The following is a 16,404-nucleotide window of genomic DNA, read 5'->3' on the forward strand; positions in this document are numbered from 1 at the left end:
CGGCACGTAAGCGATGTAGCGTCATATTGCCCTCCGGATATGCCAGTTGACTGATTTCGACCCGACTGTAGGAGAGAGTGCACACTTCCCTCTGAACTAGCTCAGATTCCCTCGCGCTCGGAGGAGTCCCGCAGGACACTTGGGGCTCGTTGCCGGAGCTCTCTGAGGGGGATGCCGATGCGGGACAGCCATCGCGGTGAGGCCGAGCGGCTGTTGGAGCGGGCCGTGGACGACACGGCGCAGCGGGGGCCGGGTACGGGCATCGACCGGGCGACGCTACTGGCTCGGGGCCGGGAGGCGTTGGACGCGCTCGCCGCGAGTGCGGCGCCGGAGTACGAGGCGTACGTACGGGCTCTGGACGAGTCGGCGGCCGGGGACCAGTCGCTCGGCGAGGCCTTCCGGCGGGGCGACCATTCCACGGCGTTGCTGGTGACGGCGGTCGCGGCGGCCACGGCCGTGGGCGCGGACCTGTCGCTGGGGGTCGCGGCCGGTACGGCGCTGACCGCGGGGGCCGTGGTGGGGATCTCCGGGGCGGTGGCGACCGCGGTGAAGGTGACGGCGCTACACCTGCCGGCCGCGAACCGGCGGGCCGGGGAACGGGGCCGGCCGGGCGGGCCGGAGCAGTTGAGGCTGCAGTGGCTGTCGGCGCTGGAGGTGCGCGGGATACGGCCGTTCCTGGAGCAGCAGCGTGCGGTGGCCGCGGCGGCCCGGGCGGCCCGGCCCGCCGTCGCCCGGCCGGCGCCGCGGCCCGCGCCGCGGTTGCGGGGTACGGACCGCAGCGCGGAGGCGCGGCGGCGCAATGCGCTGGAGCATTCCTTCGGGCAGCTGCCGGCTCCGGCGGAGGTGTTCGTGGGGCGGCGGTCGGAGCTGACGCGGATCGCGCAGTGGGTGCAGGCGGCCCGGGCGAGCACGGAGACCCGGCCGGTGGTGGTGGTGCTGCACGGTGAGCCGGGGGTGGGTCGTACGGCGCTGGCGCTGCGGGCGGCGCACGGTCTGCGGGACCAGTTCCGGGGCGCGTGCGTGGTGGACCTGCGGGGCGGTTCGGCCGGGGAGGCGTTCGGGGAGGCTCCGCTGGCCACCCGGGAGGCGCTGCTGCACCTGATGAACCGGTTGGGAGCGCCCCGCGAGCAGTTGCTGTTCCGGGAGGGCGCGTCGGCGGAGCAGCAGGTGCGGCGCCTGGGCGAGTTGTACCACCAACACCTCCAGGGGCTTGCGGTGACGGTGCTGCTGGACGATGCGGTGGACGCGGCGCAGGTGCGGATGCTGGTTCCGGAGCGCTCCGAGAGCCTGGTGCTGGTGACGGCGCGGGAGCCGTTGGAGCTGCCGGCGGATCTGGCGGCGTGGGTGTACCAGCTGCCGGTGGAGCGGTTGGCGCCGCAGGAGGCGGCGGAGCTGCTCCGGGCACCGCAGGAGGGTGTGGCGGGGCTGGCGGGCGCGGCGGAGGAGGACGCGGCCACGGTGGTGGAGCTGAGCGGCGGGCTACCGCTCGCCCTGCGGCTGCTGGCTCCGCTGGCGGGCGGGGGCCGGGCGCTGGCCGGCGGGGAGGTGGCGCACCCGGTGGAGGCGGCGCTGCGGGCGGCGGACGCGCGGCTGGCCGAACCCGCCCGGCAGCTGCTGCGGCGGTTGCCGCTGGCCGGGCGGGCGTCGCTGGGCGGTGCGGCGGCGGCCGCGCTGGCGGACGTACCGGAGGCGGCGGCGCTGCGCATGCTGGAGGAGCTGTGGGAGGCCGGGCTGATCGAGCGGGTGCGCGGCCAGCGGTTCCGGATGCACGACGCGGTGCGGGCGTACGCGGCGGCACGGTCGGCGGCGGACGAGGACCGGGCGCAGGCCGCGGCGGCGCACGAGCGGCTGATCCGCGATTACGCGCGGCTCGCGGACTCGGTGATCCGGATGGTCGACGGGAAGATGTCGACGCGGGCGAACACCTTCCTCAAGGGGCCGGTCGGTGGGCACGGTTTCACCTCGCTGGATGCGGCGCTGCGCTGGCTGGACGACGAGTCGAGCTTCATCACGGCGGCGCTGCGGCATTCGGAGGGGGTGGATCAGCAGGCGGTGCTGGATCTGTTGGGTGCGCTGTGCGATTTCTGTCTGCTGCGCGGGGACCTGTACCGGCTGGGTGAGATCGATGAGCTGACGCAGGTGGTGGCGGCGGGCCAGAACGGGCTGAAGGGGCAGCAGGGCAGGCTGGTGCGGTCGGTGCAGTGGCGTACCGGCATCGCGGCGCGCCAGCTGGGCGAGCTGGACAAGGCCCGCTCCACGCTGACTTCGGTGGTGGACCAGTACATGGAGGCCGATCAGGAGGCGGCGGCCGCGATGGCCCTGGTCTCGCTCGGGATCACCTTGCACCACCAGGGCAATCTTCCGGAGGCGGCGGTCCGCATCCGGGAGGCGCTGGTGCTGCAGGAGCCGCCGGAGCTGGCGGGTGACCGGGCGTGGGGGTTGCACGCGCTGGCGGCGGTGGAGCGGGACCGGGCGCGGTTGGCGGAGGCGGCGCGGCTGCTGGAGACCTCCTTGGCCCTGCACCGGGAGAGCGAGAGCGTGCACGGGGAGGCGTGGGCGCACTTCCAGCTGGGTCAGGTGCACCTGCGGTTCGGGGACGTGGAGCGGGCGGAGGTCGAGCTGCGGCTGGCCCTGGACCTGTACGGACGGACCCGCGACGACCGTGGTGAGGCGTGGGCGCTGACGCAGTTGGGCCGGGCCCGGGTGGTGGACGGGGATCCGGGGCCGGCGGTGGACGGGCTGCGGGAGGCGCTGGCGCGGCACCGGGAGGCGGAGGACGCGCGGGGGGAGGCGTGGACGCAGTACTACCTCGGGCAGGCGCTGGAGGTGGGGGGCGAGCGCGACGAGGCGGTACGGGAGCTGGAGCGGGCGCGGACGATGTTCTCGCGGATGCGGGACGTGTACGGGCTGGCGTACGCCCGCCACCATTCGGGCCGGGTGACGCGGGACCAGCGGGCGGCGCAGACGGGGAACCTGCGCAACTCCGGCTTCGCCCGCCAGCTGCTGGTGGACGCGCGGGCGGACTTCCGGCGGATCGGGCTGGCGCACGGCGAGGCGTGGACGTGTCTGGAGCTGGCGGTGATCGACGCGGGCAACGGCCGGCTGTCACAGGCGCTGGGTCTGTGCGAGGAGGCGGTGCGGCTGTTCATCGCGTACGGGGACCGGCGCGGGGAGGACTGGGCGCGGTTCCTGCGGTGCACGATGCTGCCGTACGCGGTGCCGGCGGCGCCGGAGGAGGCGCGGGCGGAGCTGGGGCGCCTGGCGCAGGCGCCGCATCCGGCGCGGGACGGCCGGCTGGAGGACTGCCTGGAGACCTACGGGGTGGTCCTGGGCCGGGGGGTGGATCCGGCGGAGGGCTGGCAGGCGTGGCGGCTCGGCCTGGTCCCGAACCTGCACTCGCGGGAGGTCATGGGGGTCCCGCGGGCCTGACGCGCTCGCGTCCCGACGGGCCGCCGTCCCCGCCGGGGGGAGCCGGCGGCGACCGGAGGGTCGGGAGCGGCGGCCCGGGCGCGGCCGGGTCCTCGGGGGGCGCCGCCGCCCCGCCGGTTTCCCGGGCGGGTGACGGCGGACGCACGACGGTTCCGCCCGGCCCTACGGGGCCCGCGTGCCGTCCGTGCCGGAGGCGGCCGGGGCGGCCGGGGCGGCCGGGGCGGCCGGCTCCGGGGCTTCCTCGAAGTTCACCCGGCCCATGTGCCGGTTCATGGACTTCATCAGGGCCCACACGCCGACGGCGAGGGCCGCGAACACGATGAAGCCGAGGAGGCCGGGCGTCACCTTGTTCTTGTCGAAGGTGTCACCCGCCAGCGGAAGGAGCTGGGTCAGTGCTGCCTGCGTAGCGCTCATAGCTACGCATTCTCCCGGATGCCCGCGAAGAGGTCGGACTCGGGGAGGGAAGTGTCGACGAGCGACTTCGCAAGCTCGTACTCCTCGGTGGGCCAGACCTCCTTCTGGATGTCCATCGGGACGCGGAACCAACCGCCGTCCGGGTCGATCTGGGTGGCGTGCGCGATGAGCGCCTTGTCACGGATCTCGAAGAAGTCGGCGCAGGGCACGTGGGTGGTCAGGGTCCGCTCCTTGCGCTCGAACTCCTTCCACCGCTCCAGCCACTCCCCGTAGGGGGACTCCAGGCCGCGCGCGAGCAGCGCCTCGTGGAGGGCGATGGTGCGCGGCTTGTTGAAGCCCTGGTTGTAGTAGAGCTTCTGCGGCTGGTAGGCCTGGCCGTACTCGTTCTCCGGGTACTTCTCGGTGTCGGCCGCGCTCTCGAAGGCCAGCATGGAGATCGTGTGGGTCATGATGTGGTCGGGGTGCGGGTAGCCCCCGTTCTCGTCGTAGGTCGTGATGACCTGCGGCTTGAAGGCGCGGATCTTCTTCACCAGCTCGCCGGCGGCCTCGTGGACGTCCGCGAGCGCGAAGCAGCCCTCGGGCAGCGGGGGCAGCGGGTCGCCCTCGGGCAGGCCGGAGTCCACGTAGCCGAGCCATTCCTGCTCGATGCCGAGGATGTCGCGCGCCTCGTCCATTTCCTTGGCGCGGACCTCGTGGATGTTCTCCTCGATGTACTTGTCGCCCTGGAGCTTGGGGTTCAGGACCGAGCCGCGCTCGCCACCGGTGCAGGTGACGACCAGCACGGGAATCCCCTCGGACACGTACTTGGCCATGGTGGCCGCGCCCTTGCTCGACTCGTCGTCGGGGTGGGCGTGGACGGCCATCAGTCGAAGCTGCTCGGTCAAAACAGGATCCTCTGCGATTCGGCGCGACACTCAGCTCCTATAGTGACCGAACCGGGGGGCGGAAAATTCCAGGGGTGACCCAGCCGTCCCCGGCGAGAGGAACGATCATGAGCGCGGTGCGCGAGGGACTGCCCGAGGGCCGGTACGGCCGGTCGGCGGACGAGCGTGCGGACCGGAAGCTCAAGATCATCGGATCGCTGCTGGGTGCGGCGATGCTGGGCGTGATCGGCTGGATCGGCTGGGACTACGTCGCGGGACAGAGCGTGAGCGCCGAAGTGATTAAATTCCAGGTGATTTCGGACACCGAGGTGAAGGTGCACCTGGAGGTCCGCAAGGAAGCCTCGGTCACCGGGGTCTGCTCCCTGAGCTCCCAGGACGAGGCGCACGCCGAGGTGGGGCGCGCGGACTTCACCTTCGCTCAGGACCGGTCGCGGGTGGACGAGATCGTCACCCTGAAGACCACGAGCCGGGCGACGATGATCGAGCTGGTCGGCTGCCAGCCGGCGCCTTCCGCCCACTGAGGTCCGTAACGGTCCGTAGTGGTCCGTAGAGGTCCGAAAGAGGATTGAAGTCGCGTCCCACGAGGCAATGAGCCTCTGGGGTCCTCCCCCTTTTCTTCCCGAATTGTTAGGCTCGTGGTTTCGTCCGCCGCTGGCGGCCAGTAGTCCCCTGTACCGACGAGGAGCACCCGTGACCCAGACGAGCGAAAGCGTCACCTGGCTGACCCAGGCGGCGTACGACCAGCTGAAGGCGGAGCTGGACTACCTCTCTGGTCCCGCCCGCACAGAGATCGCCACGAAGATCGCAGCCGCCCGCGAGGAGGGCGACCTGCGCGAGAACGGTGGTTACCACGCGGCGAAGGAGGAGCAGGGCAAGCAGGAGCTCCGGGTCCGCCAGCTCACGCAGCTCCTGGAGAACGCCAAGGTCGGCACTGCGCCCGCGTCGGACGGCGTGGTGGCCCCCGGCACGCTCGTCAAGATCGCCTTCGACGGCGACGAGGACGACACCATGGAGTTCCTGCTCGCCTCGCGCGAGTACGCGTCCTCGGACTTCCAGACGTACTCCCCCCAGTCCCCGCTGGGCAGCGGCGTACTGGGCAAGGCGATCGGCGAGAACGCCGAATACGAACTGCCGAACGGCAAGAAGGCCTCGGTCAAGATCCTGGACGTCAAGCCCTTCACCGGCTGATCACCCTAGGTCACCGATTTCTTCCTGATCGACGACGCGCGATGCCCGGCCGGACCCTTCCGGCCGGGCATCGCGCGTTGTTGTCGGTACGGGCGCCCGGCGTGCCCGGCGTCCGGCGTCCGTACGGGTCCTACGCGGTCGCCGAGCGGTACTTGCGCACCGACAGGGACCGGAAGACCACGACGATCAGCACCGACCAGAGGATGGACGCCGTGATCGGGTGCTGCATCGGCCAGGCGTCCGGGACCGGATAGCCCTCCGGAAGGTTCCCGAAGAGCTCGCGGGCCGCCTGCACGGTGGCGCTGAACGGGTTCCACTCCGCGATGGTGCGCAGGAACGGCGGCATGTTCTCGGCCGGAACGAAGGCGTTCGAGATGAACGTCAAGGGGAAGAGCCAGATCAGCCCGCCCGACGTGGCCGCCTCGGGGGTGCGCACCGACAGACCGATCAGGGCGCCGATCCAGGAGAAGGCGTAGCCGAGCAGGAGCAGCAGGCCGAAGCCGGCGAGGACCTCGCCGAGGCTGGTGTGGGTGCGCCAGCCGACGAGGAGGGCCACGATCGCCAGGATGATCAGGGTGAACGTGGTCTGGACGAGGTCTGCGAGGGTGCGGCCGGTGAGGACCGCGCCGCGCGCCATGGGCAGCGAGCGGAAGCGGTCGATCAGGCCCTTGTGCATGTCGTCCGCGATGCCCGCGCCCGCGCCGGCGGTGGCGAAGGTGACGGTCTGGGCGAAGATGCCCGCCATCAGGAACTCGCGGTAGGCGGCGGGTGAGGTGCTGCCGCCGACGCTGATCGAGCCGCCGAAGACGTAGCTGAACAGGACGACGAACATCACCGGCTGGATCACGCCGAAGATAATCATCTCGGGGATCCGGGACATCCGGATCAGGTTGCGCTTGGCGATCACGAGGGAGTCGTTCACGCTCTGGACGACGCCGCCGCGCGGACGGGGCGCCGCGAGTTCGCGGTGCGGGGAAGCGCCCGGGGTCGGGGAGGTGAGGGTCACTTCGCCGCCTCCTTGCGGGCCGCCTTGCGGCCCTTGGTACCGGGACCGGCCGGCGCGGCGCCGCTCTCGTCGCCGTTCTCCTCGGCGTCCCGTTCGGCGGCGTGCCCGGTCAGGGAGATGAACACGTCGTCGAGGGTGGGGCGGCGCAGGCCTATGTCGTCGATCTCGATGCCCCGGCCGTCGAGTTCGCGGATGACCTCGGCGAGCAGCTTGGCGCCGCCGGACACGGGCACGGTCAGCTTGCGGGTGTGCTCCTCGACCGTGGTCTCGCCCTTGCCGAAGCCGGCGAGCACTTCGCGCGCGGTGGCGATGTGCTGCCGCTCGTGGACGACGACCTCCACTCGCTCGCCGCCGGTACGGGCCTTGAGCTGGTCGGAGGTGCCGCGGGCGATGACCTTGCCGTGGTCGACCACGCAGATGTCGTGCGCGAGGTGGTCGGCCTCCTCCAGGTACTGGGTGGTGAGGAGCAGGGTGGTGCCGCCGGCGACCAGTTCCTGGATGATGCCCCACAGCTGCTGGCGGTTCCGGGGGTCGAGCCCGGTGGTCGGCTCGTCCATGAACATCACGGGCGGGCTGACGACGAGGGCGGCCGCGAGGTCCAGGCGCCTGCGCATGCCGCCGGAGTACGTCTTGGCCGTGCGGTCCGCGGCGTCGGAGAGGTTGAAGCGTTCGAGGAGTTCGGTGGCCCGGGCTTTGGCCGCCCTGGCCTTCATCTGGTAGAGCTGGCCGACCATCTGGAGGTTCTCGCGGCCGGTCAGGTACTCGTCGACGGCCGCGAACTGGCCGGAGAGGCCGATGGCGCGGCGGACTTCGTTGGGGTGGCTGAGCACGTCCATGCCGGCGACGACGGCCTTGCCGCTGTCGGGCCGCAGGAGGGTGGTCAGGACGCGTACGGTCGTGGTCTTGCCCGCACCGTTCGGGCCGAGCAGACCCAGGACGGTGCCTTCGGGAACGTCGAGGTCCACGCCGTCGAGAGCCCGTACATCGCCGAAGGTCTTGACCAGACCTTCGGCGTAGATAGCGCCTGGCATAGGGATTCTCCCAGTGGATCGGGCCAGTAGAATCAGGATATTCAGGGCATTTCTACGCAAATCCTATGAGTGCCGAGCAGGTCCTGCTCGGCCGAACGGGGGATGTCCGGGCGGTCGGATACGGCAGGGCGCGCGGCAAAGGCACGACCGCGGACGGCCGCAGCACGACCGCGGACGGCCAGGGATGCCTCCCTAGCTCATCACCTTGTATCCCGCGGCGTGCAGGGAACGCGCGACTTCGGCGCAGTGCTCCGGGCCCTTCGTCTCCAGCTGCAGCTCCACCTCCACCTCCGTGAGCCCCAGCCGCGGGTCCGTCCGCACGTGGCTCACGTCCAACACGTTCGCATCCACCACTGACAACACCGCCAGGAGCCCGGCCAGGGCGCCCGGCCGGTCGGCCACGCGCAACCGCAGGGAGAGGTAGCGGCCCGCCGCCGCCATGCCGTGCCGCAGGATCCGCTGGAGCAGCAGGGGATCGACGTTGCCGCCGGACAGGACGGCCACCACCGGGCCGCCGCCGTACAGTTCGGGCTCGCTGAGCAGGGCCGCGACCGTGCTGCACCCGGCCGGTTCGACCACCAGCTTGGCCCGCTCCAGGCAGAGCAGCAGGGCGCTGGAGAGGGCGTCCTCGGAGACCGTGCGCACGTCGTCGACGAGCTCGCCGATGATGTGGAAGGGGATGTCTCCGGGGCGGCCGACCTTGATCCCGTCGGCCATCGTGTTCGGCTCGTCGATCGAGATCGGATGTCCGGCCTTGAGCGAGGGCGGGTAGGCGGCCGCGCCCGCCGCCTGCACCCCGATGACCCGCACGTCCGGCCGCAGTGCCTTCACGGCGACCGCGACACCGGCCGCGAGTCCGCCGCCGCCGATCCCGACGAGGATGGTCCGCACCTCCGGGCACTGCTCCAGGATCTCCAGGCCGACCGTGCCCTGGCCCGCGATGATGTCGCGGTGGTCGAAGGGGTGGATGAACACCGCGCCGGTGCGGTCCGCGTACTCCTGGGCGGCCAGGAAGGTCTCGTCGACGACCTGCCCATGCAGGCGCACGTCGGCGCCGTACTCCTGGGTCGCGGCCACCTTCGGCAGCGGCGCCCCGACCGGCATGAACACGGTCGAGCGGACCCCGAGGAGGGAGGAGGCCAGCGCCACGCCCTGCGCGTGGTTGCCCGCGCTCGCGGCGACGACACCGGCGGCCCGCTGCTCCGGGCGCAGGCCGGCGATGCGCACGTAGGCGCCGCGGAGCTTGAAGGAGCCGGTGCGCTGGAGGTTCTCGCACTTGAGGTGGACCGGGGAGCCGGTGAGTGCGGAGAGGTGCCGGCTGCCCTCCATGGCGGTGACCCGCGAGACGCCGGACAGCATCTTCTGGGCCCCCCGGACGTCGTCGAGGATGACCTGGGGGACGGGCTGGGGCACGCGGTAGTTCATGCCGCCAGTCTCGCAGGGCGCACGGGAGGGGCGATATCTCGCCATCCGGGACACCTGCGGGGCGGGAGCCCGAACCGGCCGTACCAGTTCTCGTACGAGGCGTACGAGCCGCCGCACGGCCGCGTACTCTGTCCCCCATCCTTGTCGGACCCACGCGAAGAGAGCCCACGGCCATGCCTTCCACCCCGGCCAATTCCGATCTGCCCGCGGCGCCGGACGCGCCCGCCGGAGCCGGTCTCCTCGACGCGCTCCAGCACCAGGTGGCGGTCTTCGCCCGCCGTGCCGAGCAGACCCGTCTGGGCGGTGTGGGCCAGGCCCGCAACTCGATGGACCGCGCCGCCTACCTGCTGCTGAACCGGCTCGACCTGGAGGGCCCGATGGGCGTGAAGGCGCTCGCCGGCGGTATGGGGATCGACTCCTCCACGGTGACCCGACAGGTCGCGCCGCTGGTCGACAGCGGTCTGGTCAAGCGGACCTCGCACCCCGAGGACGGGCGGGCCGTGGTGCTCGCGCTGTCCCCGCGGGGGCTGGCCCGGTTGGAGGAGGTCCGCTCCTCGCGGCGCGAGCTGATGGCGCGGGTGACGGAGGGCTGGAGCGAGGGCGAGCGGGAGTCCTTCACCGGTCTGCTGACGCGCTTCAACCTGTCGCTGTCGGAACTGATGGCGGCCGTGGCCGAAGCCGGTCCCGCCTCCTGAGCGGAGTCGGTCCGGCCTCTTGACCTGAGCGGCCCCGCTGCCCGCACTATGTGGACTATGCGGGCGGTTGATCAACAGGCGGGCTCCTACGCGGAGTTCGAGGCCTTCGTCGCGGGTGCGGCCGGGCGTCTCCTGCATGTCGCGGTCCTGCTGACCGGTGAACCGGAGTCGGCCCGGCGGCTGTTGGCGGGCGCGCTGGCCCGCACGTATGCGAACTGGCGGCGCCTGCGCGGGGACGACCCGTACGACTTCACCCGCCAGGACCTGTGCACGGCCTTCGCCCGGACCGGCTGGCGCCATCACGGTGGCGCAGGGGCCGGGGTGCTGGCGGTGCTGAGCCCACCGGAGCGGCTCGTACTCGTCCTGCGGCTCTACGAAGGGGTCGCGGAGGAGGTCACGGCGGCGCAGCTCGGGATGCCGGTGGAGCGGGTACGGGTGCTGTGCAACCGGGCCGTGGACGCGCTGAGGAACCGGGAGGCGGCGTGAGCGGACTCCCGGACCGGAAGGAAGCCCAGGTCAAAAGGCTCCTGGAGGGCCCGTACCCGCCGGTGCCGGCGGGGCTCGCGGCGGGTGCCGCGGCCCGGGGCGACCGGCTGCTGCGCCGGCGGCGGGCGCTGCGGCGGTTCGGCTGGGCCGTGCTCTTCGCTGCCGCGGTGGCCTTCGTGGTGTGGGCCTCCCTGACCCGCCCCTGGCTCACCCCGCCGAGCGGAGTCTCCCCACCCCTCCAAGGCTGGTAACCCCACCCCACCCGGCGGCGCCGAGCGATTCCGGCTCCGCCGAGCCCACCCCAGCCCCACCGGCCCCTTCCCTGCTCCGCCGAGCCCACCCCAGCCTCGCCGGCGTTTGAGGCGCGGGGTCTGGGGCGGAGCCCCAGGAACCCGGCTCCGCCGGGCACCGGGCTCCGCCCGGACCCGCGCCTCAAACGCCGGCGAGGCTGGACCTGGCCCGTCAGGAGCCGGGAGGGGGCGCCGGGCCCCGGTGGGGCCCGGCGGGGGGGCAGGACTAGCCCAGGGCCTGGGTCAGGTCCGCCACGAGGTCATCGGCGTTCTCGATGCCGACCGACAGGCGGATCAGGTCCGCCGGGACCTCCAGGGCCGAGCCGGCCACCGACGCGTGCGTCATGCGGCCCGGGTGCTCGATCAGGGACTCGACGCCGCCCAGGGACTCGGCCAGGGTGAAGATCTTGGTGCGGCCGCAGACCGCGACCGCCTCTTCCTCGCCACCGGCGACCTGGAAGGAGATCATGCCGCCGAAGTTGCGCATCTGCTTGGCCGCGACCTCGTGACCCGGGTGCTCGGGCAGGCCCGGGTAGAGGACCTTGGTGACCTTCGGGTGGCGCTTGAGCAGCTCGACGATCTTGCCCGCGTTCTCCGCGTGCCGATCCATGCGCACGGCCAGGGTCTTGATGCCCCGCAGCACGACCCAGGAGTCGAACGGCCCGGCCACCGCGCCCATCGCGTTCTGGTGGTAGGCCAGCTCCTCGCCCAGCGCCGCGTCCGCGGCGACCAGCGCGCCGCCGACCACGTCGGAGTGCCCGCCCATGTACTTGGTCAGCGAGTGCACGACGACGTCCGCGCCCAGCGCCAGGGGCTGCTGGAGGTACGGCGAGGCGAAGGTGTTGTCCACGACCAGCTTGGCGCCGGCCGAGCGCGCGATGTCGGCGACCACGGCGATGTCGGTGATGCCGAGCAGCGGGTTGGAGGGGGTCTCGACCCAGATGACCTTCGTCTTCGGGGTGAGGGCCGCCCGTACCGACTCGGGGTCGGAGGTGTCGGCCACCGACCACTCCACGCCCCAGCGGGAGACGACCTTCGCGAAGAGGCGGAACGTTCCACCGTACGCGTCGTTCGGGATGACCACGTGGTCGCCCGGGGCGAGCAGCGTACGCAGCAGGCAGTCCTCGGCGGCGAGTCCGGACGCGAAGGCGAGACCGCGGCGGCCGCCCTCCAGGGCCGCGAGGTTCTCCTCCAGCGCGGTCCGGGTCGGGTTGGCGCTGCGGCTGTACTCGTAGCCGCCGCGGAGCCCTCCGACGCCGTCCTGCTTGTAGGTGGAAACCTGGTAGATCGGGGGCACGACCGCGCCGGTCAGCGGGTCCGCCGTATTGCCCGCGTGGATCGCGCGGGTCTCGAAGCTCTGGTGCTCGTGGCTGTCGTCGCTCATGGTCCGATGCTATGCCCGCCCGGTACCGGGCCCCCTATTGGCCTGCTCCCCCCTCGGTCTGGTTCGCTGGAAGCATGGAGATTTTGTGGGTGGTGTTCGGGATGCTCTTGATCATGCTCGTGCTCAGTCCGTACATACGGCGCCGGCGCGGTGCCATTCGCCTGGTCTCGCCGACCAGCCCCGACGCCGCCGACCCGGCGAACTACGGATTCGACCGGGAGGAAGAGCTGGACGTCCGCCTCCCCGGGCCCGACCAGGACCTGATGGCCGCCCTCGACAACGTGCGCCGCACCGGCGGATGGCAGGCGGCCTCGCAGCTGCTCGCCGGGACCCCGCGGGAGGGCGAGCGGCGCTGGCAGCGCGTGCAGGCCCTCGGCGGGGCCGCGGCCCTGGAACTGATGGCGCAGCCCGGGACGGGCGCACAGTGGCTGAAGGCGTGGCGGCTGGAGGCCGATGAGGACCCGGGCGGCGCGCAGGTGCACGCGGAACTGCTGGTGCAGCAGGCGTGGCGGCACTCGGGCGGGGTCGGCTCGGAGGACCACCGGATCATCCTGGAGGAGGCCCGGGAAGCGTGCCGCAAGGCCGCGCTGCTGGCCCCTGAGGACCCGGTCCCGTACATCACGGAGCTGGCGATCGCGCGCGGACTTGCGTACCCGGAGGCGGAGTTCGACGAGCTGTGGGCGAAGGTCATGGACCGGGCCCCGGGCCACATGGGCGCCCATCTCGCGGCGCTGCACTACTGGGGTGCGCAGTGGCACGGCTCGCGGGAGCAGGCCGACGCCTTCGCGCACGCGGCCGCGGCGCGGGCCCCGCAGGGATCGCTGCTGGCGGCCCTGCCGCTGTTCGCGCTGCACGAGAACCAGCCGGACATCGTGCTGAGCCCGAGCTTCTTCCGGGGCGCGGTCGTCACGCGGGCGGTGGAGGGCGCGCTGTACGCGGTGCACACGGCGCGGCAGGACGACCCGATGGTGGCGCACGTGCGGCACATGCTGCTGATGTTCCTGGTCTGCATGGAGCGGTGGGCGGAGGCCATGCAGCAGGTGCGGCACGTGGACGGTTACGTGGGCGCGCTGCCGTGGACGCAGGCGCCGAACCCGGCCGCCGCGTACGCGGTGCACCGGGCGTTGGCGGTGGCGGGGTACGAGGCCAACGGCGGGTCGCCGGCGACGCTGGCGCAGTAGCGTACGGGTGGGTCGCGGAGTGCCCCGCCGCGGCCCCCGCCCCACGGGATGGACCGAAGCTTCGGCCAATAAAGTTGCCGTAAGTAATCACAGGCCGCATGATGCGGCGGTGGCGGCCTTCTGCCCTGCCACCTGTGCCACCTGCTTCAGCACCATCTTCATCCCGTGGGGGGATCTGTCCATATGGGCGCTTCACTGCGCGCCTTGCGCGCTCTCGTCCTGCTCGCAGGCTTCTACCTGCTCGGCGTGTTCCTGTTGGCCGCCCTCGGCGGCATCGACTACGCCGTCGTCACCACGCTGCACGGCCCGATCGTGTTCAAGCTGCTGCTGGTCTCCGTCGTCCTCGCCGTCCCGATCGTGCGCGGCCTGTTCATGCTGCGCACCCCGAAGGACGAGCCCCTGGCCGGCATCACGGTCAGCGAGGCGCAGGAGCCCGAACTGTGGGCGGTCGTACGCGACATCGCGCAGCAGGTCGGCACCCGCGCTCCCGACGAGATCGTGCTGATCGACGAGGTGAACGCGGCCGTCGAGGAGGACGCCAAGCTGCTGGGCCTGCGGCCCGGCACCCGCCGCCTCTACGTCGGCCTGCCGTTGATGACGGGCCTGGACGAGATGCAGCTGCGCGCGGTGCTCGCCCACGAGATGGGCCACTACGCCAACTTCGACACGCGCCTGACCCCGCTGATCGCCCGTGGCCGCGGCCAGCTGATCCGCACCATCGGCTACTTCCACGACCGTGCCGACAAGAAGGTGGCCAAGGAGCGCGCCAAGCAGGAGCGCAAGGACGAGAAGCGGATCGCCAAGGGCAAGAAGGCCAAGGGCGTCGACACCACGGGCGAGGGTGCGATGTACCGCGCCATGGCCAAGATCTACATCGCGTACGGCAACTTCTACATGCGCGCCACCCTTTCCACCTCCCGCCGCCAGGAACTCGCCGCCGACCTCGCCTCGGTCCGGGTCGCCGGCCGCGACTCCGCCGCGTCCGCGCTCCGCGAGCTGAACGCCCTCGGCTCGGCGCACAACTTCTACATGGGCTCCTACGCCACCCTCGGCGTCAATGCCGGCCTGCTGCCCCAGCCGGGCGAGGTCTTCGGCGGCCTGCGCCGGCTCCTGGCGGCGCGCTCGGCCGACCTGGACGAGCTGCGCGAGGAACTGTCGACCGAGCCCGCCTCCCCCTACGACTCCCACCCCGCGCTCGCCGAGCGCGTGGCCCGCATCGAGGCCCTGCCCGACGACGGCCGCGGCGGTCAGGCCACCCGGCCGGCCCTGGAGCTGCTGGCCGACGCCGACGCGGCGCTGGCCGCGCTGGAGCCGGCCGTCCTCAGCCCGGAGGCGCTCGCGCTCAAGCGGGTCGACTGGGCGGACCTCGTCCACGAGTCCATGACCAAGTACGTCGGTGAGGGCGCGGAGGACATCCGCGAGGCCTTCGCCGCCGAGGGCGCCGGCCCCGGGCTCGATGCCGTGCTCGACGCGTTCGACGCCGACCCGGCGGTGCGCTGGCGCATCGCCGACCGGTTCCCGAAGTCCGAGGAGGCGCAGGCCGCCACCGGCCGCACGGCCCGCGAGTTCGCCCGCCCGGTGGTCCGGCGCACGCTGAACCAGCTGGTCACCGTCGAGCTGACGGCGCGCGGCGCCGCCCGCTGGCAGCTGTCCTGGTCCGAGTCGGCCTCGCTGAGCTACCCGGCCGACGGCTTCCAGGACCGCCTGGGCGCCGCCCTGGACGCGGCCGTCGCCGACCTGCCCGACACCGAACCCCTGCGAAAGCTGGTGCTTGCCCCGTGATCGGCCTCTACATCCTGGGCGCCGTGCTGCTGTTCGGCGCGTTCAAGGTCCTGCGCGGCGTCTACTTCATCCGCAAGGCGAAGCGGCTGGAGGCCGAGATCGCCGTCATCGAGGGCCGGACCGAGGCCACGAACGCCGAAACGTCCTCCATCAAGGCGAAGCGGAAGGCCGAGCAGGCCGCAGCGGTCGTCGCGCTGGGCTTCGTGCCGGAGGACGAGCTCGACACGGACAACGCGTGGCCCGTGTCGCCCGAGGAGACCGCCGCCGTCGCGGCGGTCAAGGGCGGCGACTGGGAAGCGGCCGCGGCCTATCTGGAGGCGGCCGGGCAGGACTGGGAGGAGCGCTGGCAGCGCATGCGCCCCCTGTCCGAGCTGGCTGCCGAGGACGACGCCTGGCTGCTGGCCTGGCGCGCGGCCAGGCCGTCGGACCCGTCCGCAGCGCTGGTGAACGCGGACACGGGCGTCCTTGTCGCGTGGAACGTGCGGGGCTCGGCGCGGGCCAGCCACACCACCCAGGAGCAGTTCCGGATCTTCCGCGAGCTGCTGCTCAAGGCGCAGGAGCAGGCGCGGGAGGCCCAGCGGCTGGCGGACCCCGCGGACCCGGTTCCGTACATGGTGGAGCAGTCCATCAGCCAGGGCCTGGGCTACTCGCACGAGGAGTACCAGCAGCTGTGGTCGCAGATCATCAAGCGCGACCCGAAGAACCTGTCGGCCCACACGAACGCCATGCAGTACTGGAGCCAGAAGTGGCGCGGCTCGCACGAGCGGGCGCTCGCCTTCGCCCGCGAGTGCGCCGCCGGGGCCGAGCCGGGTGAGCTGCTGTCCGTGCTGCCGCTCATCGCCTTCGTCGAGCAGGAGCTGCACGAGTCGGACCTCAAGCCGGAGACCTTCTTCAAGGAGCCCGAGGTCCTCGCGGCGGTCGATGCGGCCCTCGTCGACCTGGCGGCGGCCGATCCGAACGACCGGCGGTCGATCCGGCTGCGCCACCCGCTCGCGTGGTTCCTGTTCTGGCAGGACCGGGACGCGGAGGCGGTCGAGCAGTTCCGCCACATCGACGGACACATCGGGGCGATGCCCTGGCGCTACTGGCCGAAGTCCCGCTACGTGCACGCCCGGGACTGGGCGGTGCGCGTGGTCACGCCGGGTCTGGAGCCGTAACGGCGGGCGGAGGGCGGGTCGGGGAATCCCGGCCCGCCCTCCGCACGTTGTC

15 protein-coding genes are annotated in these 16,404 nt (G+C 72.3%); 9 read left to right on the forward strand and 6 right to left on the reverse strand.

Going from position 1 to position 16,404, the window contains the following annotated elements; all coding sequences use genetic code 11:
- The first annotated feature begins 177 nt into the window (after positions 1-177).
- On the forward strand, positions 178-3,429 hold the full coding sequence (locus tag OG207_RS17010; RefSeq protein WP_329099383.1) for a tetratricopeptide repeat protein: 3,252 nt from the start codon (positions 178-180) through the stop codon (positions 3,427-3,429).
- Positions 3,430-3,591: 162 nt separating this feature from the next.
- On the opposite strand, the gene OG207_RS17015 is transcribed toward OG207_RS17010, so the two are convergent.
- Together OG207_RS17015 and mca are read right to left on the reverse strand one after the other, a co-directional pair.
- Positions 3,592-3,843: a hypothetical protein gene (locus OG207_RS17015; RefSeq protein WP_329099384.1), complete on the reverse strand. Its 252-nt coding sequence runs from the start codon at positions 3,841-3,843 to the stop codon at positions 3,592-3,594.
- A gap of 2 nt (positions 3,844-3,845) precedes the next feature.
- Positions 3,846-4,727, reverse strand: a complete 882-nt coding sequence (gene mca, locus OG207_RS17020; RefSeq protein ID WP_329099385.1) for a mycothiol conjugate amidase Mca — start codon at positions 4,725-4,727, stop codon at positions 3,846-3,848.
- Between the two features lie 107 nt (positions 4,728-4,834).
- On the opposite strand from mca, the gene OG207_RS17025 reads away from it, so the two are divergent.
- Positions 4,835-5,248, forward strand: coding sequence for a DUF4307 domain-containing protein (locus tag OG207_RS17025; RefSeq protein ID WP_329099386.1), 414 nt, complete (start codon positions 4,835-4,837; stop codon positions 5,246-5,248).
- A 169-nt stretch (positions 5,249-5,417) separates the two neighbouring features.
- Positions 5,418-5,915, forward strand: a complete 498-nt coding sequence (greA, locus tag OG207_RS17030; RefSeq protein WP_329099387.1) for a transcription elongation factor GreA — start codon at positions 5,418-5,420, stop codon at positions 5,913-5,915.
- Between the two features lie 130 nt (positions 5,916-6,045).
- Here the strand turns inward: greA and OG207_RS17035 are convergent, their stop codons facing one another.
- From OG207_RS17035 to ilvA, 3 genes are all read right to left on the reverse strand, one after another.
- Positions 6,046-6,921, reverse strand: coding sequence for an ABC transporter permease (locus OG207_RS17035; protein WP_329099388.1), 876 nt, complete (start codon positions 6,919-6,921; stop codon positions 6,046-6,048).
- Positions 6,918-7,952, reverse strand: a complete 1,035-nt coding sequence (locus OG207_RS17040) for an ATP-binding cassette domain-containing protein (protein ID WP_329099389.1) — start codon at positions 7,950-7,952, stop codon at positions 6,918-6,920. The genes OG207_RS17035 and OG207_RS17040 overlap by 4 nt, the downstream gene beginning before the upstream one ends.
- Positions 7,953-8,144: 192 nt before the next feature.
- Entirely contained in the window at positions 8,145-9,377 is a 1,233-nt protein-coding gene (ilvA, locus tag OG207_RS17045) for a threonine ammonia-lyase (RefSeq protein WP_329099390.1), read from the reverse strand.
- A 173-nt stretch (positions 9,378-9,550) separates the two neighbouring features.
- On the opposite strand from ilvA, the gene OG207_RS17050 reads away from it, so the two are divergent.
- The 3 genes from OG207_RS17050 to OG207_RS17060 are packed head-to-tail and all read left to right on the forward strand — an operon-like array spanning position 9,551 to position 10,809.
- Positions 9,551-10,072 carry a MarR family winged helix-turn-helix transcriptional regulator gene (locus tag OG207_RS17050; RefSeq protein ID WP_030009956.1) on the forward strand — a complete coding sequence of 174 codons (522 nt, stop codon included), beginning with the start codon at positions 9,551-9,553 and terminating at the stop codon, positions 10,070-10,072.
- 57 nt (positions 10,073-10,129) lie between these two features.
- Entirely contained in the window at positions 10,130-10,558 is a 429-nt protein-coding gene (locus tag OG207_RS17055) for a sigma factor-like helix-turn-helix DNA-binding protein (protein ID WP_329099391.1), read from the forward strand.
- On the forward strand, positions 10,555-10,809 hold the full coding sequence (locus OG207_RS17060) for a hypothetical protein (protein WP_329099392.1): 255 nt from the start codon (positions 10,555-10,557) through the stop codon (positions 10,807-10,809). The genes OG207_RS17055 and OG207_RS17060 overlap by 4 nt, the downstream gene beginning before the upstream one ends.
- A 265-nt stretch (positions 10,810-11,074) precedes the next feature.
- On the opposite strand, the gene OG207_RS17065 is transcribed toward OG207_RS17060, so the two are convergent.
- Positions 11,075-12,232, reverse strand: coding sequence for a cystathionine gamma-synthase (locus OG207_RS17065; protein WP_189733055.1), 1,158 nt, complete (start codon positions 12,230-12,232; stop codon positions 11,075-11,077).
- 74 nt (positions 12,233-12,306) lie between these two features.
- Between OG207_RS17065 and OG207_RS17070 the strand changes: the two genes are divergently transcribed.
- The 3 genes from OG207_RS17070 (at position 12,307) to OG207_RS17080 (ending at position 16,352) form a co-directional block, all read left to right on the forward strand.
- The gene (locus OG207_RS17070) at positions 12,307-13,413 is read left to right on the forward strand and encodes a hypothetical protein (RefSeq protein WP_329099393.1); all 1,107 of its coding nucleotides are present in this window, start codon (positions 12,307-12,309) and stop codon (positions 13,411-13,413) included.
- A gap of 204 nt (positions 13,414-13,617) precedes the next feature.
- A complete protein-coding gene (locus OG207_RS17075) occupies positions 13,618-15,195 on the forward strand; it encodes a M48 family metallopeptidase (RefSeq protein WP_402695464.1) in 1,578 nt (525 codons plus the stop codon).
- Positions 15,192-16,352 (forward strand): hypothetical protein, encoded by a 1,161-nt coding sequence (locus tag OG207_RS17080; RefSeq protein ID WP_329099395.1) that lies wholly within the window; start codon positions 15,192-15,194, stop codon positions 16,350-16,352. Before OG207_RS17075 ends, OG207_RS17080 begins: the two co-directional genes overlap by 4 nt.
- Positions 16,353-16,404 lie beyond the last annotated feature (52 nt).

Source organism: Streptomyces sp. NBC_01439, assembly GCF_036227605.1.
In the GTDB taxonomy this organism is placed as follows: Bacteria; Actinomycetota; Actinomycetes; order Streptomycetales; family Streptomycetaceae; genus Streptomyces.

What these genes read in the sequence shown, in the direction of transcription:
- OG207_RS17010 (WP_329099383.1), top strand. Translation starts at nt 178, where the DNA reads ATGCGGGACAGCCATCGCGGTGAGGCCGAGCGGCTGTTGGAGCGGGCC.
- OG207_RS17015 (WP_329099384.1), bottom strand. Translation starts at nt 3,843, where the DNA reads ATGAGCGCTACGCAGGCAGCACTGACCCAGCTCCTTCCGCTGGCGGGT.
- OG207_RS17025 (WP_329099386.1), top strand. Translation starts at nt 4,835, where the DNA reads ATGAGCGCGGTGCGCGAGGGACTGCCCGAGGGCCGGTACGGCCGGTCG.
- OG207_RS17040 (WP_329099389.1), bottom strand. Translation starts at nt 7,952, where the DNA reads ATGCCAGGCGCTATCTACGCCGAAGGTCTGGTCAAGACCTTCGGCGAT.
- ilvA (WP_329099390.1), bottom strand. Translation starts at nt 9,377, where the DNA reads ATGAACTACCGCGTGCCCCAGCCCGTCCCCCAGGTCATCCTCGACGAC.
- OG207_RS17050 (WP_030009956.1), top strand. Translation starts at nt 9,551, where the DNA reads ATGCCTTCCACCCCGGCCAATTCCGATCTGCCCGCGGCGCCGGACGCG.
- OG207_RS17055 (WP_329099391.1), top strand. Translation starts at nt 10,130, where the DNA reads ATGCGGGCGGTTGATCAACAGGCGGGCTCCTACGCGGAGTTCGAGGCC.
- OG207_RS17065 (WP_189733055.1), bottom strand. Translation starts at nt 12,232, where the DNA reads ATGAGCGACGACAGCCACGAGCACCAGAGCTTCGAGACCCGCGCGATC.
- OG207_RS17070 (WP_329099393.1), top strand. Translation starts at nt 12,307, where the DNA reads ATGGAGATTTTGTGGGTGGTGTTCGGGATGCTCTTGATCATGCTCGTG.